The organism is Achromobacter sp. 10T422, from assembly GCF_056394065.1.
In genome coordinates this window covers 244,050-264,254 of record NZ_JBFTHD010000008.1, presented here as the reverse complement: position 1 = coordinate 264,254, position 20,205 = coordinate 244,050, and the positions used below count along the sequence as shown (strand labels likewise).

The 20,205-nt window shown below is 65.5% G+C and carries 19 protein-coding genes; 9 read left to right on the top strand and 10 right to left on the bottom strand.

Going from position 1 to position 20,205, the window contains the following annotated elements; translation table 11 throughout:
- The first annotated feature begins 5 nt into the window (after positions 1-5).
- From AC1DB0_RS22785 to AC1DB0_RS22770, 4 genes are all read left to right on the top strand, one after another.
- Entirely contained in the window at positions 6-614 is a 609-nt protein-coding gene (locus tag AC1DB0_RS22785) for a hypothetical protein (RefSeq protein WP_342066835.1), read from the top strand.
- Between the two features lie 119 nt (positions 615-733).
- The gene (locus tag AC1DB0_RS22780; RefSeq protein ID WP_476757823.1) at positions 734-1,399 is read left to right on the top strand and encodes an HAD family hydrolase; all 666 of its coding nucleotides are present in this window, start codon (positions 734-736) and stop codon (positions 1,397-1,399) included.
- 163 nt (positions 1,400-1,562) lie between these two features.
- Positions 1,563-2,210 (top strand): YiaD family glycine zipper/OmpA-like lipoprotein, encoded by a 648-nt coding sequence (locus tag AC1DB0_RS22775; protein WP_054420545.1) that lies wholly within the window; start codon positions 1,563-1,565, stop codon positions 2,208-2,210.
- A 9-nt stretch (positions 2,211-2,219) separates the two neighbouring features.
- Complete coding sequence (locus AC1DB0_RS22770; protein WP_054420546.1) at positions 2,220-2,546, top strand: 4a-hydroxytetrahydrobiopterin dehydratase; 327 nt, start codon at positions 2,220-2,222, stop codon at positions 2,544-2,546.
- Here AC1DB0_RS22770 and AC1DB0_RS22765 read toward each other — a convergent pair.
- From AC1DB0_RS22765 to AC1DB0_RS22740, 6 genes are all read right to left on the bottom strand, one after another.
- Positions 2,543-3,043: a MarR family winged helix-turn-helix transcriptional regulator gene (locus AC1DB0_RS22765; protein WP_476757924.1), complete on the bottom strand. Its 501-nt coding sequence runs from the start codon at positions 3,041-3,043 to the stop codon at positions 2,543-2,545. The genes AC1DB0_RS22770 and AC1DB0_RS22765 overlap by 4 nt on opposite strands.
- A gap of 26 nt (positions 3,044-3,069) precedes the next feature.
- On the bottom strand, positions 3,070-3,297 hold the full coding sequence (locus AC1DB0_RS22760) for a hypothetical protein (RefSeq protein ID WP_054420547.1): 228 nt from the start codon (positions 3,295-3,297) through the stop codon (positions 3,070-3,072).
- Complete coding sequence (locus AC1DB0_RS22755; protein WP_476757822.1) at positions 3,294-4,919, bottom strand: FAD-dependent oxidoreductase; 1,626 nt, start codon at positions 4,917-4,919, stop codon at positions 3,294-3,296. Before AC1DB0_RS22755 ends, AC1DB0_RS22760 begins: the two co-directional genes overlap by 4 nt.
- A 186-nt stretch (positions 4,920-5,105) precedes the next feature.
- Positions 5,106-5,804, bottom strand: coding sequence for a DUF6776 family protein (locus AC1DB0_RS22750; protein WP_175170754.1), 699 nt, complete (start codon positions 5,802-5,804; stop codon positions 5,106-5,108).
- A 146-nt stretch (positions 5,805-5,950) separates the two neighbouring features.
- The gene (gene murU / locus AC1DB0_RS22745) at positions 5,951-6,637 is read right to left on the bottom strand and encodes an N-acetylmuramate alpha-1-phosphate uridylyltransferase MurU (RefSeq protein WP_476757821.1); all 687 of its coding nucleotides are present in this window, start codon (positions 6,635-6,637) and stop codon (positions 5,951-5,953) included.
- Complete coding sequence (locus tag AC1DB0_RS22740) at positions 6,637-7,677, bottom strand: aminoglycoside phosphotransferase family protein (protein ID WP_342066832.1); 1,041 nt, start codon at positions 7,675-7,677, stop codon at positions 6,637-6,639. Before AC1DB0_RS22740 ends, murU begins: the two co-directional genes overlap by 1 nt.
- Positions 7,678-7,845: 168 nt before the next feature.
- Here AC1DB0_RS22740 and AC1DB0_RS22735 point away from each other — a divergent pair, with 168 nt between their 5' ends.
- The 3 genes from AC1DB0_RS22735 to rsmA are packed head-to-tail and all read left to right on the top strand — an operon-like array spanning position 7,846 to position 12,662.
- Positions 7,846-10,251 (top strand): LPS-assembly protein LptD, encoded by a 2,406-nt coding sequence (locus AC1DB0_RS22735; protein WP_346552231.1) that lies wholly within the window; start codon positions 7,846-7,848, stop codon positions 10,249-10,251.
- A complete protein-coding gene (locus AC1DB0_RS22730; protein ID WP_175170758.1) occupies positions 10,248-11,852 on the top strand; it encodes a peptidylprolyl isomerase in 1,605 nt (534 codons plus the stop codon). The genes AC1DB0_RS22735 and AC1DB0_RS22730 overlap by 4 nt, the downstream gene beginning before the upstream one ends.
- Positions 11,853-11,870: 18 nt before the next feature.
- On the top strand, positions 11,871-12,662 hold the full coding sequence (gene rsmA, locus AC1DB0_RS22725) for a 16S rRNA (adenine(1518)-N(6)/adenine(1519)-N(6))-dimethyltransferase RsmA (protein WP_054420554.1): 792 nt from the start codon (positions 11,871-11,873) through the stop codon (positions 12,660-12,662).
- 120 nt (positions 12,663-12,782) lie between these two features.
- On the opposite strand, the gene AC1DB0_RS22720 is transcribed toward rsmA, so the two are convergent.
- Positions 12,783-13,925 (bottom strand): glycerate kinase, encoded by a 1,143-nt coding sequence (locus tag AC1DB0_RS22720; RefSeq protein WP_476757820.1) that lies wholly within the window; start codon positions 13,923-13,925, stop codon positions 12,783-12,785.
- Positions 13,926-14,053: 128 nt separating this feature from the next.
- Here AC1DB0_RS22720 and pyk point away from each other — a divergent pair, with 128 nt between their 5' ends.
- Positions 14,054-15,496 (top strand): pyruvate kinase, encoded by a 1,443-nt coding sequence (gene pyk / locus AC1DB0_RS22715; protein ID WP_054420556.1) that lies wholly within the window; start codon positions 14,054-14,056, stop codon positions 15,494-15,496.
- Positions 15,497-15,539: 43 nt separating this feature from the next.
- Here the strand turns inward: pyk and AC1DB0_RS22710 are convergent, their stop codons facing one another.
- On the bottom strand, positions 15,540-16,769 hold the full coding sequence (locus AC1DB0_RS22710; RefSeq protein ID WP_054420557.1) for a nucleoside recognition domain-containing protein: 1,230 nt from the start codon (positions 16,767-16,769) through the stop codon (positions 15,540-15,542).
- A 149-nt stretch (positions 16,770-16,918) separates the two neighbouring features.
- Between AC1DB0_RS22710 and AC1DB0_RS22705 the strand changes: the two genes are divergently transcribed.
- Positions 16,919-19,264 (top strand): acyl-CoA dehydrogenase, encoded by a 2,346-nt coding sequence (locus AC1DB0_RS22705; protein WP_476757819.1) that lies wholly within the window; start codon positions 16,919-16,921, stop codon positions 19,262-19,264.
- Here the strand turns inward: AC1DB0_RS22705 and def are convergent.
- Together def and gloA are read right to left on the bottom strand one after the other, a co-directional pair.
- The gene (gene def, locus AC1DB0_RS22700) at positions 19,261-19,794 is read right to left on the bottom strand and encodes a peptide deformylase (RefSeq protein WP_476757818.1); all 534 of its coding nucleotides are present in this window, start codon (positions 19,792-19,794) and stop codon (positions 19,261-19,263) included. The genes AC1DB0_RS22705 and def overlap by 4 nt on opposite strands.
- 15 nt (positions 19,795-19,809) lie before the next feature.
- Complete coding sequence (gloA, locus tag AC1DB0_RS22695; protein ID WP_054420560.1) at positions 19,810-20,205, bottom strand: lactoylglutathione lyase; 396 nt, start codon at positions 20,203-20,205, stop codon at positions 19,810-19,812.

Here is a 20,205-nt window from a genome sequence, read left to right as displayed (position 1 = left end):
CAAGCATGAATAGCAATGAAGGTATCCAGGCGGCCGTCTACACGCGCTGGCATCAGCTGTCAGTGCCGCTGGCGTTCGCGTTGGCCGCTGGCAGCTTCATGCTGGTTGTGTTCAACCGTGGCCCAATCGCCTTGGCGATCGTGCTGGCGGTGCTGGGCTTGCTGGTGCCGCCGTTGGTGGCCTTCAGAGGTTTTCCTACCCGCAATGCAGTGAAGGTCACGCCCGACGGCCTGGAGTTCTCACGCCGTTCGCCTATCGCGTTCGCCGATTTGAAAAGCTGGGGCACGGACGATTATCTGAAGCTGATCCGGCCGGGGCTGCCGACGCTGTTGGTCAGCCCAGTCGACCTGCCCAGCCGCGAGCGCTTGCTGCGCGACTTCGAGCAGGCGCTGGCGGCCTGGCAGAAGCGGCAGCCGGCTGGCACGGATGCTGCGCACCGCACGCACTTCTACGGTTCGACCGGCGGCCGCCTGGTGGGCGCGGTGATCACCGCCTTGGGCGTGGGCTCGGCCGCACTGGCGCTGAACTTGCGCGAGCCCTCGATCTCGCTGGCGATCGTGGGGGGGCTGGGCGCGCTGTTCGGCTTGTCGATGCTGTTTGGCAGGCGGGGCTGAACGGTAGCGCTCGCGTCGCGCTTCATTAAGTTCTGGCTTAACGATGGGTAAACGCCCGCTGAACCACAGCGGGCGCGCGGCTCTTTATAGTGGCCGCACTGCCATCCACGGAGCGCCGCATGTCTTCTTTCCCATCCCCCGGTTCGTCATCCGCCTATCCCGAAGCGGTGTTGTTCGATCTGCTGACCGCCTTGCTGGATTCCTGGACGGTATGGAACCGGGCGGCCGGCTCCGAGACCGCTGGCCGGACCTGGCGCGCGGAGTATCTGCGCCGCACCTATGGCTGCGGCGCGTATCAGCCTTATGAGCAACTGGTGCAGGAGGCCGCCGCCACCGTCGGCCTGCCGGCAAGCGCGCCGGCAGCGCTGGAAGCGCACTGGGACGAACTGCCCGTCTGGGAGGGCGTGCGCGAATTGTTGACGGCGCTGCGGCCGCATTGCCGGCTGGGCGTGGTTACCAACTGTTCCGACCGACTGGGCCAGCGTGCCGCCAGCTTATTGGGGGTGGATTGGGATGTGGTTGTCACGTCGGAAGCCGCGGGGTTCTACAAACCCGATCCCCGCCCTTACGAACTGGCCTTGTCGCGCCTGGGGGTGCGTCCCGAAAATGCGGCGTTTGTGGCGGGTTCTGGCTACGACCTGTTCGGAACGAGCAAAGTCGGCATGCGCACCTATTGGCACAACCGGGTGGGGCTGACGCTGCCCGACGGCGCGCCGCCGCCCGAATTGGAATCCCCCACGCTGGACGCGGCATTGCCCTGGCTGGCGCGCTTTCACGCAGGCTGAATGCCGGCCTGAACGCGGTCTTGAACTCAGGCCTGAACGCGGGCCTGCACCGCAGCAATCCCCGGTTTGCCAACACAAAATGTTGCTGGTCGCCTTGCGTCCCCTTGCTAGCATGGTCTACGCCGGAATGATCCGGCACACCGAAGGGATAGTGGAGGTTGCCATGAATTCAAGAACAATACTCAACCGGGTCGCCGTGGTGGCGGCGGCGGGTGCGTTGCTGGCGGGGTGCGCCACGCAACAGCAAACCAACACCGCCGTGGGCACGGGGGCGGGGGCCGCGGTGGGCGCGGGCATCGGCGCGCTGATCGGGCACGGCAAGGGCGCGGCCATTGGCGCCGGTATCGGTGCGGTGGCGGGTGGCCTGGTCGGCTACAACTGGAAGGTCGTCAAGGACGACGTGCAGCAGTCGGGCGCGTCGTCGTTGGGGATCGACGTGGTGGAAATGCCCGATGGCAGCCTGAAGGTCAACATTCCCAGCGGCGTGTCGTTTGACACGGACAAGACGCAACTCAAGCCGGCCTTGCTGCCGGTGCTGGACAGCGTGGCGCGGTCGCTTAATCAGCATCCCGAACTGCGCACCAAGGTCGTCGGCCACACCGACAGCACGGGCGCCTTGGCGCATAACCAGACGCTGTCGGTCAACCGCGCGAAAAGCGTGACGGACTATCTGGCCAAGCAGGGCGTGGCGTCGGGCCGCATGGCGGTGGAAGGACGCGGGCCCAATGACCCGATCGGCGACAATGCGACCGCCGAAGGCCGTGCGCTGAACCGGCGCGTTGAAATCTATTTGTATGCGGTCAAACAATAAGGTCTAGCCATGAGCATGTTTCCCCCCGCCCGTATCGGCACTGATATCGCCGTGGCCGCGCTGACCGGTTGGCAGGCAGACGCCACGCGCGACGCGATCGAGAAGCGGTTTCGCTTCCCGAATTTCAACGCTGCGTTCGGGTTCATGGCCCGCGTGGCCATGTTTGCGGAGAAACTGAATCACCACCCGGAATGGACCAACGTCTACAACCGGGTGGATGTGACCTTGACCACGCATGACGCGGGTGGCGTCACGGAGCTGGACGTGCGCATGGCGCAGTTCATGGACGAGGCCGCCGCGCAGTTGGGGGCGACGGCGCCGAAGGCGGACGCCTAGCTGTCGTCGTCGCCTGCGCGATCTTCGCGGTCTTGCAGATGCTCGATCAGGCGGTCGAGCATCCCGCCCAGCGCGGCTTGTTCGGCGGCGTCCAGGCAGCCGAAGATCTCTTCATTGCGGCGCGCAATCAGCGCGATGATGCGCTGATAGTGCGCCGTGCCGGCTTCGGTGGGCGTCAGGACCACGCCGCGCCCATCTGACGCGGACAGCGCTTTTTCCACCAGCCCGCGATCCACCAGCGCTTGCGCCGAACGGCTGGCCTGGCCTTTGTTCAGGTTGGCCGCGCGCGCCAGATCGTTCACCGATAGCGGCGCGTATCGGCCGATGGCGGCCAGGCAACGCGCCTCGCCCAAGGGAATGCCGCAGTCCGACAGGTAGGCGCGATTCGTCTCCCGGTCGGTGATCTTGTTGAGCACGTGCAGGCGGTAGGTCAGGAATCGTTCCAGGGCCGGCGTTGGGTCGTCTTGCGGCGGAGTGCGGCGCGGGTTCTCGTTCACGGCGGGCGGCGTTGAATCTTGCGTTGTCACGTGGGGTGGGCGGCAGTGGGGGCGGGATAGTCTGCCACAGCACGTTCGCCCAGGCAGGCGCTTTCGGCTTGCGCCAGCAAGGCCAGGGCGGTGCCGGCGTCGGCTTGGCGGCTCAGCAAAGACAAACCCAGTATCGACAGGAATAGCGGCGCTTGGGATTCACCCACGCGCGTCAGCGCCTGCGCCATGCTGGTGTAGATCTGGTCCAGTTCATCGGGATTCATGCTTGGCCTTTCGGTTGGGCGCGCGAGGCGATTGAAGGATAGTAGGGCGCGAGTGCGCTGAGCAACGTGCCGGTGTCGGGGGTGGCCCAGCGGCCCAGCACATAGCCGTCGGGGCGCATCAGGCAGACCATGCCTTCAGCTGCGCCATAGCGTTGGCGCAACTGGCCATGCGCGTCATCCCAGCCGCCGTCGCCCGTGCGCACGATGCGCAGGGGATGGGGCGCGTCTTGCGTGGCCGCCGCCAACGCGGCAAGGTCGGCAGCCAATGTGGCATCGGGCGATACCGCCAGCATGACGAAGCCGCGGCCAAAGCATTCACTCAGGTAGCGCGGCGTGTCGCCGTCTTGCAGACGCGCGTCGGGGGCGGGCTGGCCCGGCGCGGCGGCGATGCCGGCTTGGCGGGCGCCGTCGTGCAGATTCAAGGGCGAGGTGTCGTACGAGATGGGCGCGGATTGGCGGGGGTTGATCAGCGAGCGCACGGTGTCGTCCGCCAAGGCCAGCCGCAATGCGGCTTCGCGCATCAGGCGGAAGCCGAAATCGGGCGGAGCCATGAATTCAGTGCTCTTCGCGCCATAGGCCAGGTTCTGGCGGGTGGCGTGAACGCGTTCGATGCTATAGCTGTCCAGCAGGCTGTCGGGCGCCTGGCCCTTCAGCACCCAAGCCAGCTTCCAGGCCAGGTTGCCCGCGTCGTCCAGGCCAGAGTTCAGGCCGCGCACGCCGAAGATCGGCACCAGGTGGCCGGCGTCGCCCGCGAACAGCACGCGGCCGTGGCGGTACTGGTTCAGCGTCAGGCATTTGGCGTTGTAGACGGAAATCCACAGCGGCTTCCACGGTGCGGTCTCGCCGATCATGTCCAGATGGCTTTGCACGCGCGGCAGCACGTTTTCGGGCTTGACGGCTTCTTCGGGATCTTCGTCGTCGCGGATTTGATAGTCCACCCGCCAGACGTTGCCGGGCTGGCGATGCATCAGCAAGGTCGAGCCGGGGTTGGAGGGGGGATCAAACCAGGCCAGGCGTTCGACCGGGCGGTTGGAGGCCTGCTCGATGTCGACGATGACGTAACGGCCTTCGTACTGCATGCCTTCCAGCTTCAGGCCCATGGCCTCGCGCACGGTGCTGCGGCCGCCGTCGCAGGCGATGAGCCAATCGGCGCGCACCGTTTGGCGCTGGCCGCCGGCGTCGATTTCAACATCGACGCCGTCAGTGTGCGCCTGCACGCCGGCAACACGGGCTGACCATTGCAGCGTGGCCAGCCCGGGGTGGCGTTGCATGGCCTGATGGGCATATTCCTCGACCGAGTATTGCTGGATGTTCACCATTGGCGCGTAGCGTTGCAGCGGATCGTGCGGCATTTCAAAGTGCAGCACTTCGCGGTCGCGGTAGTAGCTGCGCCCGCCGGTCCAGGCCAGGCCCGTCTCCACGAGCGGCCGGTCAGCGCCCGCCCAGCCCAGGATTTCCTGCGAGCGGCGCGAGATGCAAATGGCGCGGCTGCCACTGCAATAGTCATCGTCGGCTTCCACGGTCAAGGAAGCGATGCCGTATTCGGCCAGCAGCGCGGCCAGCGTCAGGCCGACGGGGCCTCCGCCAGCGATCAGGACGGGTACGTGCGCGGGTAGCGGCATCTTGTCTCCAGAATCTATTTGGTTGTTTGCGCAACTATATTCCTGAAAAGTTGCGCACGCAACTAGTTGTGGAGGGCGAAAAAAAACCCGCCGGTTGGGGCGGGTTTGGTTCGGGCGGGTTTCTTGGCGGGCGCGTCAGGATTTGTCGCGCGCGTCTTCGCTGCCGACGTATCAGTTGCGCACGTCTTAGTTGCGCACGTAATAGATACGCATCGCTTGCTGCTTCTGCGCGCCGTCCATCACGCGCAGCACCACCACCTTGGGGGTGAAGCCGTCGGGCAGCTTCAGCTGGCCGAGTGCGTAGTCGTAACGGTCGACATTCAGCGTCGGACCTTCGGGCGTGACGGTGGCGGCGCGGCCGTTGGGGTAGCTGCCGTCGATGGAGAAAGTCAGCGTGCCTTTGAAGGGGGCGCCGGTGCGCTCTTCGCGCATGACCAGCACTTGGTAGTCCAACTGGCCGGGGGCGCGCTTGAACGTGGCCGAGCGGATGCCCAGGTTGCCGCCGCGCGGGTCGGCGGGCATGGCGTCCTGGAACAGAACCAGTTCTTTGTTCAGGGTGTCGATCTTGGCGCGGGCGTCAGCCAGATCGGTCGTCAGCTTTTCGTGGCCCGACTTGTTGGCGTCGCGCTGCTGGGTGGCTTCTTCCAGCTGCGTTTGCAGACGTTGGCGCTCAAGGTTCGAGGCGCTGAGTTCGCTGTGCAGAGATTCCGATTGCTCGACCGTCAGGCGTTGCGGGCCATAGTTGGTTTGCAGGAAGAGCACGCCGCCCGCACCCAGGGCGATCCCCACAAGCAGCAGGACGAGCCAGCGCGGCAGGCGCCGCGTGCGTTGACCGGGTTGGTATACGGAGGGCTTGAATACAGCCCGTTGCGATCTTCCAAACATCCCCATTCCTAGAAAACTTCCTGTGTGTTGCTCGTCCGCGCGGTGCCCGCGCGTGCCAAAGCGTCAGAGAATACCCCGTTAGCCGGGGCCGTTGGGTGCGCGGACAAGCCTGGTTGCGCACCTTGATATTGTGAAATATGTGAGCATTAACGCGCCATGGCGCGGAGCTCTGCGTCCAGATCAGCAAGCCGTTGCGGGGTGCCGACATCCGTCCAGCGGCCAGTGTGGTGAGCGCCTTGCGCCAGACCGTCAGCCATGGCTTGCCGGAAAAGGGGCAGCATGGGCATTGCCGTGCCGCGCGGGACGGTCTTGAACAACGAGGGATGGTAGACGGCGATGCCTGCGTAGGTCAAACGCGGCTCGCCCTGAGCGTGCAGGCGGCCGTCGGACGCCAGATGAAAATCGCCATTGGGGTGCTGGACGGGGTTATCCACCATCAGCATCCAGGCGCCGCCGTCGGGCAGGCCGGCCGCCCGCGCCGGGGCGGCGGCGGGATTCCAGTCGCACCAGACGTCGCCATTCATCACCAGAAAGGGGGCATCACCCAGCAGGGGGAGTGCCTGCGCGATGCCTCCCGCCGTTTCCAGCGCGGTGCTTTCCGGCGAATAGCGGATGCGCACGCCGTAAGCGCTGCCATCGCCCAAGGCGTTTTCGATCTCGTGACCCAGCCACGCATGGTTGATGACGACGTCGCGGATGCCGGCCGCAGCCAGCCGTTCCAGATGCCAGACGATCAGCGGCTTGCCGCCCACCGCCAGCATGGGTTTGGGCAGGCTGTCGGTGAGCGGGCGCATGCGTTCGCCGCGGCCCGCGGCAAGAATCATCGCCTGCATCAGAACGTGTACCCGACGCTGACCTGGCGGTCATCCATGCGGTCCAGCAAGCGCAGCAGCGGCGTGAAGACGCCATAGCGCTGGGCGACCTGGCGCACGTAGCCGTTCACGCGAGGCATGTGGGCCAGGTAATGGGCCTTGCCATCGCGATGGTTCAGACGGGCGAACACGCCCAGGATGCGCAGGTTGCGCTGCAAGCCCATCCATTCATAGGCGCGGTGGAATTCGGCGAAATCGGCATCGACCGGCAGGCCGGCGGCGCGCGCCATTTCCCAGTAGCGGATCGCCCAGTCCAGTTGCTGCGGTTCTTCCCACGTCGTGCGAGCATCCGTCACCAATGACGCCAGGTCATAGGTAATGGGGCCGGCCAGCGCGTCCTGGAAGTCGATGATGCCGGGGTTCGGGCCGTACTGCGGCTGGTCGCAGACCATCAGGTTGGGCGAGTGAAAGTCACGGTGCACCAGCACCTGCGGCTGGCCGCCATTGCTGGCCGACAGCAGCGCGAAAATCTTGTCCAGCGCGTTCGCCGTCTTGTCGTCCAGCGTCACGCCGTGGTGCTTTTCCACGTACCACTCGGGAAAGAGCTTGAGCTCGTCAGCAAGGCGGGGGGTGTCGTAGTTGCCCAAACCGGCCGTGGACGCCTGTTGCAGGCGGACCAACGCGGCGAGCGCTTCGCGGTACAGCGTCTGAAGCTGGCTGTCGGACAGGCCGGCCTGGATGCGCTGGTAATAGGTCTGCTCGCCCAGGTCGGACAGCAGCAGCAGGCCCTGGTCCAGATCTTGTTCCAGCACCTTGGGCACGTTCAGGCCGGCGTCCGCCAGCAACTGGCCCACATGCAGGAACGGGCGGCAGTCTTCATGCGCGGGCGGGGCGTCCATGACAATCAGGGTGCGCTCGCCTGCGTCCAGCCGGAAATAGCGGCGGAAACTGGCGTCGGCAGAGGCCGGGCGCAGCGTGCCGATGGCCAGATTCAGGGAGGCGGGCAGGCTTTCCAGCCAGTTGCGGATCTGCACCAGGCGGGGGTCGTGATCGTTTTTCAAAGAAGATCCGTGTCAGAAGGGCAATATTGCTGAAATTTGCGTTCGGCGCACATAAGGCTGGGCGTATGGCGCGGCTTCTCTATAATACCGGCTCGTTTCCATTCGCATTGGGGCCTTTTCGGGCGCCGATGCCGGATTTCCCATCGTAGATAAGGGCTGTTTTCACTCGTGCGCAAGGTTCGGTGGTTGATCCTCTCTGCTGTCAGCGTCGCCGCCGGAGCCGTTCAGGCTCAAGGCAGCCAGACCGCGACACCAGCTGCATCGTCGGCGACCGCCGCCTCCTCGGCTCCCGTGCTGCGCACCTCGCCCGGTTTGCGCATCCACCGCCTGCCGGACGACAGCATCCCCGCCTATATGGAAGCGGACAGCATCGAAGGCGATCCGGATTCCGACCTGACCCTGACGGGCAGCGCGCAGGTGCGCCGCATCGACGGCGTGATCAAGGGCGACCGCATCAACTACCGCAAGGATACGGGCGAGGTCGACGTCCAGGGCAGCGCGCGCATGATGCGCGACGGCACGCTGGTGACCGGCCCGAACGCCAAGTTCAACGTCGACAAGTATTCCGGCGAAGTCGAAAAGCCCAACTTCTGGATGGGCGCCACCGGCGGTTTCGCCGTGGCCGAACACGCGGATATTTTCAGCAAGTCGCAGATGCGGCTGCATACGGTGACCTATAGCGGCTGCTCGTGCGAGACGCCGTCCTGGTACATCAAGGCCAACACCGTCGACATCGACTTCGACGAGAACGAAGGCGTGGCGCGCAACGGCGTGCTGTATTTCAAGGACGTGCCAATTCTGGCGTCGCCTTACATGACCTTCCCGGTCAAGAGGGAACGCAAGTCGGGCTTCCTGATGCCGACCTACGGCACGACCAGCCAGGGCGGTTTCGACTTCTCGCTGCCTTACTACCTGAATCTGGCGCCGAACTACGACGCAACCATCCAGCCACGCTACTTCTCCAAGCGCGGCATGCAGCTGGGCGGGGAATTCCGGTATCTGGGTAATAGCTACCTGGGCACGTTTGACGGCACCTACCTGCCCAACGACAACATCACCGGCGAAGACCGCTGGATGTACTGGTGGCGTCACCAGCAGACCTTCTCGCATGGCTTCTATGCGGACTGGGACCTTGCCAAGGTTTCGGACGACAACTATTTCCGCGACATTTCGCAGCTGGGGCTGAACCAGGCGTCGACGACGTATCTGCCGCAGCGTGGCCGCGTGGGTTGGGCGTCCACATACTGGAGCACGTACGCGCAGGTCTATAAGTACCAGACGCTGCAAGACCCGGATGCGCCGCTGGTGCCGCCGTATGACAAGGTGCCTGAACTCTATCTGCGCGGAGCGCGATATGACTGGGGTGGCTTCGACGTTGAATGGGTGTCGACCGCCACGCGCTTCCAGATTCCGCTGGTGTCCGACAAGCGCAGTGGCCCGGAAGGCGACCGCTTGCAGTCGTATCCGACCGTGTCCTACCCGATCGTGCGGCCAGGCTGGTTCATCATCCCCAAGGCCGGGGTGAACTACACCCAATACCAGACCAACTGGTATGGCAGCGATTGGCTGGGCCTGAATTCGGGCACCCCGAACGCAGGCACGTCTAACGGCTATCCGTCCTCGCAATCGCGCACCGTCCCCATCATGTCCTTGGACGCCGGCATGATCTTCGAACGCGACACCTCGCTGTTCGGCAAGGCCTCCACGCAGACGCTCGAACCGCGCCTGTACTACCTGCGCGTGCCGTACCGGGATCAGTCCAAGATGCCCGTCTACGATACGTCGCTGGCGGATTTCAGCTTCTCGCAGGCCTTCGAAGAGAACATCTACACGGGCGGCTGGGATCGTATTTCCAACGCCAACCAGCTGACCGCGGCGTTGACGACGCGCTGGCTGGACGCCAGTACCGGCTTCGAACGCATGTCGCTGGCCGTGGCCCAGCGCCTGTACTTTGAAGACCAGAAAGTGACCCTGCCGGGCGAGACGCCGCGCGAAAATGTGCGGTCGGACTTCCTGGTGGGCGCCAGCGCGGCGCTGACCGATACGCTCAGCACCGACGTGGCGGCGCAGTACAACCCGTATGACAACAACTGGTCGCGCGGCTTGGTCAGCGCGCGCTGGTCGCCGCAGCGTCTGACGACGGTGGCGCTGTCGTACCGCTATCAGCGTGATCCTCAAACGGGGGTCCAGTATCAGCCGCAGGGGCAGAACCAGATCAGTCTGGCGATGCAATGGCCCTTCAGCAAGCGCTGGTATGGCGTTGGCCGCGTCGACTATTCCTTGCGCTCCGGGCCGTCGAGCACGGTCGCCAATACGACGGAATCCCCCCGCGTTACGCAGGCCATCGCCGGCCTGGAGTACAAGGGTGATTGCTGCTGGGTGGGCCGCGTGGTCTATCAGCGCTACGCCGTGTCGGCAACGGACGCCAACTCCGCAGTGTTCTTCCAGCTTGAGCTGACCGGTCTGGGTTCCTTGGGAACCGATCCGATGAACCTGCTGAACAGAAGTATCCCTGGCTACACCGGCATTACCCCGCCTGCGCCGGCCGGGACCACATTTGAAAGGTATGAATGATGCGTAGGTTGCACTCTTTGCGCCGCCTGTCCGGCAGTGCGCTGTTGCTGGCTCTGTGCGCCGGCCTGCCCGCCGCACACGCGGCCGAGCAGACGGGCCGGCCCGCAAGCAATGGCGGCAAGGCCGCGCCCGCCGCTTCGCAGAAGGCCGCGCCGGCCGCACCCGCCGCCAAGGGCGAACAGTTCGTGGACGGCATTGCCGCCGTGGTCGACAAGGACGTGATCACGCTGCGCGAATTGCGCGATGCGTCGGTCCGTATTGCGTCTGAACTGAAGTCGCGCGGCATCCAGGTGCCGGACGACCAGACCTTGCAGCATCAGGTGCTGCAACGCCTGATCATGGAACGCGTGCAGCGCCACGAAGCGGATCGCCTTGGCATTCGCGTGGACGACGCCCAGGTTGATCAGGCCATCACGACCATCGCCGGCCGCAACAAGATCAGCGTGGCGCAACTGCGCGCCGAAATCGAAAAGTCGGGCACCTCGTGGGATGCCTACCGCAAATCGTTGCGCGATGAGATCCGCACGGATCGCCTGCGCCAGCGCGCGGTGGATTCCACCATCGTCATCTCGGACGCCGAGGTGGATGCCTTCCTGAAGGACCAACGCCGCAATCCGGCGTTCGGCGCATCGCCGCAAGCGGCCGCTCAGCAGCAAGCGCAACAGCAGGCCCAGCAGCAACCCGCGCCCGAACAAGCCGCGGCGCCGTCGGGCCCGATGCTCTACGCGTTGGCGCAGATTTTGGTGCGCGTGCCGGAAGGCTCGACACCGGAGCAATTGGCGGCCTTGCGCAAGAAGGCCGAAGGCGTCCTGGCGCGCGCCAAGCGCGGCGACGACTTCGCCAGCCTGGCGGCCGCCGCCTCGGACGGCCCGGAAGCGCTGCAAGGCGGCGTCATGGGCGTGCGTCCGCTGGATGGATGGCCCGACCTGTTCGTCAAGGCCATCGGCAATCTGCAGAAGGGCGATGTGTCGGGCTTGATCCAAAGCGGCAACGGCTTCCACATCATCAAGGTCATGGACCGCGGCACCGCCCAGCCGGCGCCTGGCCGCACCGCGCGCGCGCCGGCGCCCACGCCGGCTCCGCAACCCGCTGCGCGCCCGCAAGCGCCGGCGCAGCAAGGCCCGACGGAAGTGATGCAGACCCGTGCGCGCCACATCCTGATCAAGACGTCCACCGTCATGAGCGACGAAACCGCGCGTCAACGTCTGGAGCAGGTGCGTCAGCGCCTGGTGGCTGGCGACGCCAAGTTCGAAGACATGGCGCGTCAATACTCGCAGGATTCGAACGCGCCTCAGGGCGGCGAGCTGGGCTGGTTGAACCCGGGCGAAACCGTGCCGCCGTTCGAAGCCGCCATGAATGCCTTGAAGCCGGGCGAAATCAGCCCGCCGATCCAGTCGCCTTTCGGTTGGCACTTGATCCAGGTTGAAGAACGCCGTCAGCACGACGTCACCGACGAGCTGGCCCGCATGAAGGCGCGCCAGATTCTGTTCGAGCGCCGTGCCCAGCCTGCCTTTGAAGATTGGCTCGACCAGTTGCGCGCTCAGGCGTACGTCGACAACCGTCTTGAAAAGCAGCAGAAGATCCAGCAGAACAACCGCTAAACGCATTACGGGCTTTTCATGTCTCAACACCAGGCGCGCAAGCGCTTTGGCCAGAACTTTCTGACCGACGAAAGTGTCGTCGAGTCCATCGTCCGGGCGGTTGCACCCGCCCGTGACGATGCCGTGGTCGAAATCGGCCCGGGTTTGTCTGCGCTGACCCGGCCGCTGCTTGAGCGGCTGGACCATCTGACCGCGGTTGAGATCGACCGCGATCTGGCCGCCCGCCTGCGCAAGCAGTTCGAAGCCGGCCGCCTGACGGTGGTCGAGGCCGATGCGCTGACGGTCGATTTTTCACAGTTCGGCAGCGCGCTGCGTGTCGTGGGCAATTTGCCCTACAACATTTCCAGCCCGCTGCTGTTCCATCTGATGACGTGGGCCGACCACATTCGCGACCAGCATTTCATGTTGCAGCGCGAAGTGATCGACCGCATGGTCGCGCAACCGGGCTCGGGCGATTTCAGCCGCCTGTCCGTGATGCTGCAATCGCGCTATCGCATGCACAAGCTGTTCGACGTGCCGCCGGAAGCGTTTGATCCGCCGCCCAAGGTGGTGTCGGCGATTGTGCGTATGGTGCCGTTGCCGGCAGACCGGCTGCGTCCGGTCAGTGTCCGCGCCTTTGAAACGGTGGTGGCGCGCGCCTTCTCGCAACGCCGCAAGATGCTGCGCCGCGTGCTGGCCGACTGGGCGCCGCAAGTGCCGTGGGAAGCGCTGGACATTGCGCCGACCGCACGCGCGGAAGATATCTCGGTCGACCGCTACATCCGCTTGTCGGACGCGCTGGTGGAAGCGGGCGTGCTGCAAAGCGCCTGAATTCCGGCCGCGCATGACAAAGCCCGCGATGATGCGGGCTTTTTTTATGGTGCCGGGCGCGTCATGGCTGATGGACAGAACGACGCCGATGGGCAGCGTGCCAGCGGTGCCCCCGGCCCCTTACAACATCCGTTTCTGCGCCGCCATCCACAGCTGCATCACGTCGCGCGCACGATCCGCCAGCAGCTTTTCTGCGTCCGTCAGCGCCTGCTGCAACGTGATCGGCCCCGGCGCCAAGCTGAACGCCGCGCTGATGCCGACGGCATGCAGCGCTTCATAGCCATCCCCCAGCGACCCCGCCAACGCCACAACCGGCACGCCCGCGCGTTGTGCAATCTTCGCCACACCGGCCGGTGTCTTGCCGCGCAGCGTCTGCGCGTCCATGCGGCCTTCGCCGGTGAACACCAGCGTGGCGCCTTCGATGGCTTCAGCCAAATGGCCCAGCTCCGCCACGATCTCGACGCCCGGGCGAAAGTGCGCTTGCAGAAAGGCCTTGGCGGCGAAACCCAAGCCCCCCGCCGCGCCCGCGCCCGGCTCATTGCGATGGTCCACACCCAGATGGCGCGCGCAGACATCGGCGAAATTGCCCAGCATCTGATCCAGCGTTTGCACCTGTTCGGGCGTGGCGCCTTTTTGCGGGCCGAAGATATGGGATGCGCCGTGCGCGCCGCATAGCGGGTTGTCGACGTCCGAGGCGATATCGATGCGGATCTTGGCCAGACGCGGATCAAGCCCGCGCGTGTCAATGCTGGCCAGCTTGCCCAGCGCGCCGCCGCCGGGCGGCAGGCTGTGGCCGTCGGCGTCCAGCAAACGCACGCCCAGCGCGGTCAGCATGCCAGCGCCGCCGTCGTTGGTGGCCGAACCGCCCAGGCCCAGGATGATGCGCGTGGCGCCGGCGTTAACCGCCGCCAGGATCAGTTCGCCCACGCCGTGGCTGCTGGCGCGCATCGGGTCGCGCTTGCTGGGCGAGATCAGTTCAAGCCCGGCTGCTGCCGCCATTTCGATCACGGCGGTGCCGTCTGCCAGCAGCCCCCAGATGGCGTCGACCTTGTAGCCGAGCGCATCGTTTACCGTCAGCTCGTGTTCCTTGCCGCCGGTTGCGGCCAGCACGGCTTCAACCGTTCCTTCGCCACCGTCGGCCATCGGCACGCACACCGTGTGGGCGCCGGGAAACGCGGCTTTGACGCCGCGCGCAATGGCCGCCGCCGCATCGGGCGCGGACACGCTTTCTTTGAAAGAGTCGGGAGCGATGACAATTTTCACGGGTTTGACTGGGCTCGTAAAAGGCTGCGATGAAGGTGGCGAGAAGGCCGGCGTGACGACCATGATACCCGTGCGAACGCAGGCGGCGTACCATAGCGCTTTCGTTGTTTTTGCGAGAGTGGACCGTCATGCCTGTATTGCGCCGCACAAAAATTGTCGCCACCTTGGGCCCTTCGACTTCGTCGCCCGAACGCATTGAAGCCTTGATCCGCGCAGGCCTGGATGTGGCCCGTTTGAACTTCTCGCACGGCAGCGCGGACGATCACCGCGACCGCGCCCGCCTCGTGCGCGAGATCGCCGCCAAGCAAGGCCGCTTCGTCGCCATCATGGGCGACCTGCAAGGCCCCAAGATCCGCATTGCGCGCTTCACCGACAAGCTGGTGCAGCTGCAAGTCGGCCAGCCGTTCACGCTGTCGCGCGTGCATCCCAAGGATGCCGGCAACGCCAGCATCGTCGGCATTGACTACCCCGAACTCGTGACCGACTGCCGCGTGGGCGACGAGCTGTTGCTGGACGACGGCCGTGTGGTGCTGGTGGTTGACCGCGTTGAAGGCGACGAGGTCCACACGACCGTCACCGTCGGCGGCCCGCTGTCGAACAACAAGGGCATCAACCGCCGTGGCGGCGGCTTGTCTGCGCCCAGCCTCACCGACAAAGACCGCGTCGACATCAAGCTGGCCGCCGAGATGGAACTGGATTACGTCGCGGTGTCGTTCCCGCGCTATGGCAGCGACATCGACGAAGCCCGCACCCTGCTTGCCGAAGCGGGCAGCCAGGCCTGGATCATCGCCAAAATCGAACGCGCCGAAGCCGTTGCGGACGACGAAGCGCTGGACTCGCTGATCCGCGCGAGCGACGGCGTGATGGTGGCGCGCGGCGACCTGGGCGTGGAAGTGGGCGACGCCGAATTGGTGGGCATTCAGAAGCGCATCATCCAGCACGCCCGCACGCTGAACAAGGTCGTGATCACGGCGACGCAGATGATGGAATCCATGATCTCCAGCCCCATGCCCACGCGCGCCGAAGTGTCCGACGTGGCCAACGCCGTGCTGGATTACACCGACGCCGTGATGCTGTCCGCCGAAAGCGCGTCAGGCCAGTACCCCGTGGAAACCGTGCAAGCGATGGCGCGTGTGTGCCTGGGCGCGGAAAAGCATCCCACGTCCACGAAGTCGCATCACCGCATGGGCGAAACGTTCACGCGCTGCGATGAAACCATCGCGCTGGCGGCCATGTACGCGGCCAATCATTTCCCGGGCGTCAAAGCCATCATCGCGTTGACCGAAAGCGGCCACACGCCGCTGATCATGTCGCGCATCCGGTCGGGCGTGCCGATCTACTGCTACAGCCCGCACAGCCTGACGCAGAATCGCGTGGCGATGTTCCGTGGCGTCTACACCATTCCGTTCTCGCCGTCGGATTACGAACCGGCCGATCTGAGCAACGCCGCCATCGACGAACTGCGCAAGCGCAACCTGGTGCAGACGGGCGATTGGGTCATTTTGACCAAGGGTGATTTCTACCGCGACAGCGGTGGCACCAACGGCATGAAAATCCTGCTGGTGGATTGACGCGCGGCGCCTGCGGGGCTTGCCCCGCAGGCAGTTATCGCCTTCAGCCGAAGAACCAGTAGCACACGCCGATCGCGGCCAGCACACCGGCCAGATCGGCGATCAGCGCGCAGCCCACCGCGTGGCGCGCGCGCAGAATTCCCACTGATCCGAAATACACCGCCAGCACATAGAAGGTGGTTTCGGTGCTGCCTTGCATCACCGCGGCGAGCAGCGCGGGGAAGCTGTCGACGCCGAAGTGCGTCATGGTTTCCAGCATCATTGCGCGCGCTGCGCTGCCGGAAAACGGCTTGACCAGCGCGGTGGGCAGCGCGTCAACGAAACGCGTGTCCCAGCCCGCGTGCTGCGCCATCCAGCGGATACCGTCCAACAGAAAGTCCAGCGCGCCCGAGGCCCGCAGCACGCCCACGGCGCACAGCATCGCCACCAGATAGGGCAGCAGGCTCTTGGCGATGTCGAAGCCTTCTTTGGCGCCTTCGATGAAGGCTTCGTACACCGGCACTTTTTTCCAGGCGCCCGCAATCAGGAACGCCAGCAGGATGCCGAACAGCGCCAAGTTGCCCATCAGCGACGACAGCGACGCGATGGCCACTGCCGACATGCTGGCCAAGAGCGCCATGAATCCGCCCATGACGAGCGCCGCGCCGCCCAGCCACAGCATGACGACGGGGTCGGCCAACCGCAGCCGCTGGCACAGGGCAACCGCCAGAAAGCCCGCCAGCGTGGATGCGCTGGTGGCCAGCAGGATGGGCAGGAATACCAGCGTCGGGTCCGCCGCGCCCTGTTGCGCGCGGAACATGAAGAGCGTGACGGGCAGCAACGTCAACGATGACGCATTCAGCACCAGGAACAGGATCTGCGCGTTGGTGGCGGTCTCGGGCGTGGGGTTCAGTGATTGCAGCTCGCGCATGGCGCGCAGGCCGATCGGCGTGGCGGCGTTGTCCAGCCCCAGCCCATTGGCGGCGAAGTTCAGGGTGATAAGACCGATCGCGGGATGATTGCGCGGCACCTCGGGCATCAGACGGGCAAACAGCGGCCCCAGCAAACGCGCCAGCCGCTCCACCAGCCCCGCGCCTTCAGCGATGCGCAGAAAGCCCAGCCACAAGGTCAGCGTGCCAAACAGCAGCACCATGACTTCCACGGATACGCGCGCCATGTCGAACAGGCTGGCCACCATCAGGCGGAAAACGTCGGGGTCTCCGATGGCCAGCCAGCGGTACAGCGCGGCGGCGGCGGCGGTCAGGAAGAAGCCCAGCCAGAGTTTGTTCAGCATGCGTCTTGATGCCCGGATAGCGGTTGATTGCGCACCAGCGCGGGGGACGCCCATTGTCGCAGAGTCAGCGCTGTCCGGCTTGGCCGCGCGCCGCCAATTCTGGTACTTTGACCCGAACCGCCCTAGGGCCATAACAGTGAGGGACACTCATGGATTTCAATGCCTGGCGCCGCCGCCGCATCTCGGAACCTGCGTACCGCTGGGCGCGCAACGCCTTGCCTCCCATGTCGGCGACCGAGCGCGAGGCCATCGAGGCCGGAGACACCTGGTGGGACGCAGACCTGTTCACCGGCAACCCCGACTGGCGCAAGCTGCTCGACGTGCCCGCCGCCACGCTGAGCCGCGAAGAGCAGGCATTCATCGACGGCCCGGTGGCGCAACTGTGTTCCATGCTGGACGAATGGGACATCACCTGGAACCGGCGTGACCTGCCGCCAGCGGTCTGGGCGTTTCTGAAATCGCAGCGCTTCTTCGGCATGATCATCCCGCGCCGCTACGGCGGACTGGGCTTTTCGCCCTATGCGCATTCGGAAGTGGTGCGGCGCATCTCGGCGTATTCCATCACCGCGGGCGTGACGGTGATGGTGCCCAACTCGCTTGGGCCGGGCGAATTGCTGATGCAGTTCGGCACGCCCGCACAACGCGACTATTGGCTGCCCCGGCTGGCGGATGGCAGGGAAGTGCCGTGCTTCGGCCTGACCAGCCCCGAGGCCGGGTCGGACGCCGCCTCCATGGTMGACACCGGCGTCGTCTGCCGCCAGGTGGTGGACGGCCGCGAGCTCATCGGTATCCGGCTGAACTGGCACAAGCGCTACATCACGCTGGGGCCGGTTGCGACGGTGCTGGGCCTGGCGTTCAAGATGAGCGACCCCGACGGCATTCTGGGCGGCGCGAAAGACATTGGCATCTCGGTGGCGCTGGTGCCCACTGAGGCTCCGGGCGTCGAGATCGGACGGCGCCATTTGCCCGCGATGCAGGTCTTCCAGAACGGCCCCAACAAGGGGCGCGATGTGTTCGTGCCGCTGGACGCGCTGATCGGCGGCGAGGCGCGTGCGGGGCAGGGCTGGAAGATGCTGATGAGCGCGCTGGCGGCGGGGCGTGGCATATCGCTGCCATCGCTGTCGGCCGCAGCCGCGGTCATGTGCGCGCACACGACCGGCATGTATGCCCGCGTGCGTGAGCAATTTGGCATCCCGGTCGGTAAATTCGAAGGCGTGCAGGAACAGCTGGCTGTGCTGGCGGGCAACGCCTATCTGGTCGAAGCGGCCCGCCGCCTGACGTGCGCGGCGTTGAACCAGGATGTGAAGCCGGCAGTGGTATCCGGCATCATGAAATATCACGCGACTGAACGCATGCGCGGCTCGGTCAATGCGGCAATGGATGTGCACGCCGGGCGCGCCGTCATCGACGGGCCCAGCAACTACTTGGGGGCGCTGTATCGCTCGGTGCCCATCGCCATCACCGTGGAAGGCGCGAACATCCTGACGCGCAATTTGATCATCTTCGGCCAGGGCGCCATCCGCGCGCATCCGTACCTGATGCCGGAAATGCTGGCTTTGGCCAACCCGGACGAAGAGCGCGGCATCGAGGTTTTCCACGATGTGTTCTGGCGGCATCTGCGCCACGCAGGCAAGAACACGCTGCGCGCGATCGGCCGCGCGTGGACGGGTGGAATGTTGGCGCCGTCGCCGGTGTCAGGCCCCACGGCGGGACACTACCGCCGGTTGGGGCGTTATTCGGCAGGGTTTGCGTTGCTGGCGGACGCCACCTTGGCGCAGTTGGGCGGCGGCTTGAAGCGGCGCGAAATGATCTCGGCCCGATTGGGCGATGTGCTGTCCGAGCTGTATCTGCTATCCGCCGTGCTCAAGCGCTGGGAGGACGACGGGCGCAAGCACGACGACCTGCCGCTGGTGCATTGGTGCATGGAGCAGGGCTACGCCACCATCGAAAAGAGCCTGGATCAGGTGCTGCGCAACCTGCCGGGCCGCGTGCTGGCCTGGGGGCTGCGCGCGGCCATCCTGCCGCTGCGGCTGGCCCGCGGGCCGAACGACGCGCTGACCCGGGAATGCGCGGAGCTGCTGTTGAAGCCGTCGCCCACACATGTGCGGCTGGCGGCGGACCTGCATCGGGAACCGTCCGGCAATCCGGCGGCGGGCGTGCTGCTGGGGGGCGGACGGCGGGCGCACGACCCGTTGGCCGATCTGACGCGTGCGTTTGCGCTGGTGGACGCCGTGCAGCCCATCCGCGACCGGCTGCGGCAATCTGGCGTGCGTGATTGGCGCGAGGCGCATCAGCGCGGCGCCATCACCGACACACAGGCCGCGCAGCTGGAAGCTGCCGAGGCGCTGGTGTCGCAGGTCTTGCAGGTGGATGATTTCGCGCCGGAGGAGTTGTCGCCGCAGGTGGCCAAGGCGTCGGGCGAGGCGGCGGGCGATGCATCCGCTAACGCATCCGATACCGCGTCCCCCGCGCCTGCCCCCCGCCCGGACGCTTAATCGTCGGCGTTCGGGTCTATGCCCGGGAACAGGATTTCCGTGAAGCCGAACTTCGAGAAATCCTGGATGCGCGACGGGTACAGGCGGCCGATCAGGTGATCGCATTCATGCTGCACCACGCGGGCGTGAAAGCCTTCGGCTTCGCGCTCGATCGGTTTGCCATAGGGGTCGAAGCCGCTGTAGCGGATGTGGCGGTAGCGCGGCACCAGCCCGCGCAGCCCCGGCACCGACAGGCAGCCTTCCCAGCCGTCTTCCTTTTCGTCGGAAAGCGGCGTGATGACGGGATTGCACAGGATGGTCTGCGGCACGGCGGGCGCGTCGGGATAGCGCTCGTTGCGGTCGAAACCGAAGATCACCAGTTGCAGGTCCACGCCAATCTGCGGCGCGGCCAGGCCCACGCCCTGCGCCGCCGCCATGGTCTCGAACATGTCTTCGATCAGGGCGTGCAGCTCGGGCGTGTCGAAACGCTCCACCGGGGGCGCCACGCGCAGCAGGCGCGGGTCGCCCATTTTGAGGATGGGGTGGATCATGGCGGGCGTTCCTGATTAGTCCTGGCGGTCTTTCTTCTGAATGAACTCGATCTTGTAGCCGTCCGGGTCTTCCACAAAGGCGATGACCGTCTTGCCGTGCTTCATCGGGCCGGCTTCGCGGGTGACCTTGCCGCCGCGTTCCTTGACCTTGTCACAGGCTTCGTAGGCGTTGTCGACTTCCAGGGCGATGTGGCCGTAGCCGGTGCCCAGGTCGTACTTGTCGGTGTCCCAGTTGTGGGTCAGTTCGATGACCGCGCCTTCGGATTCGTCTTGATAGCCCACGAAGGCCAGCGTGAACTTGCCTTCCGGGTAGTCGTTGCGGCGCAGGACGCGCATGCCGAGCACGTTGGTGTAGAAATCGATGGACTTGTCGAGGTTGCCGACTCGCAGCATGGTGTGGAGCATACGCAT

Bases quoted from the DNA above. Each gene is read 5' to 3' on its own strand.
- rsmA (WP_054420554.1), top strand. From the start codon at position 11,871: ATGTCTCAACACCAGGCGCGCAAGCGCTTTGGCCAGAACTTTCTGACC.
- gloA (WP_054420560.1), bottom strand. From the start codon at position 20,205: ATGCGTATGCTCCACACCATGCTGCGAGTCGGCAACCTCGACAAGTCC.
- AC1DB0_RS22760 (WP_054420547.1), bottom strand. From the start codon at position 3,297: ATGAATCCCGATGAACTGGACCAGATCTACACCAGCATGGCGCAGGCG.
- pyk (WP_054420556.1), top strand. From the start codon at position 14,054: ATGCCTGTATTGCGCCGCACAAAAATTGTCGCCACCTTGGGCCCTTCG.
- murU (WP_476757821.1), bottom strand. From the start codon at position 6,637: ATGCAGGCGATGATTCTTGCCGCGGGCCGCGGCGAACGCATGCGCCCG.
- AC1DB0_RS22770 (WP_054420546.1), top strand. From the start codon at position 2,220: ATGAGCATGTTTCCCCCCGCCCGTATCGGCACTGATATCGCCGTGGCC.
- AC1DB0_RS22780 (WP_476757823.1), top strand. From the start codon at position 734: ATGTCTTCTTTCCCATCCCCCGGTTCGTCATCCGCCTATCCCGAAGCG.
- AC1DB0_RS22785 (WP_342066835.1), top strand. From the start codon at position 6: ATGAATAGCAATGAAGGTATCCAGGCGGCCGTCTACACGCGCTGGCAT.
- AC1DB0_RS22730 (WP_175170758.1), top strand. From the start codon at position 10,248: ATGATGCGTAGGTTGCACTCTTTGCGCCGCCTGTCCGGCAGTGCGCTG.
- AC1DB0_RS22750 (WP_175170754.1), bottom strand. From the start codon at position 5,804: ATGTTTGGAAGATCGCAACGGGCTGTATTCAAGCCCTCCGTATACCAA.
- AC1DB0_RS22775 (WP_054420545.1), top strand. From the start codon at position 1,563: ATGAATTCAAGAACAATACTCAACCGGGTCGCCGTGGTGGCGGCGGCG.
- def (WP_476757818.1), bottom strand. From the start codon at position 19,794: ATGATCCACCCCATCCTCAAAATGGGCGACCCGCGCCTGCTGCGCGTG.
- AC1DB0_RS22755 (WP_476757822.1), bottom strand. From the start codon at position 4,919: ATGCCGCTACCCGCGCACGTACCCGTCCTGATCGCTGGCGGAGGCCCC.
- AC1DB0_RS22710 (WP_054420557.1), bottom strand. From the start codon at position 16,769: ATGCTGAACAAACTCTGGCTGGGCTTCTTCCTGACCGCCGCCGCCGCC.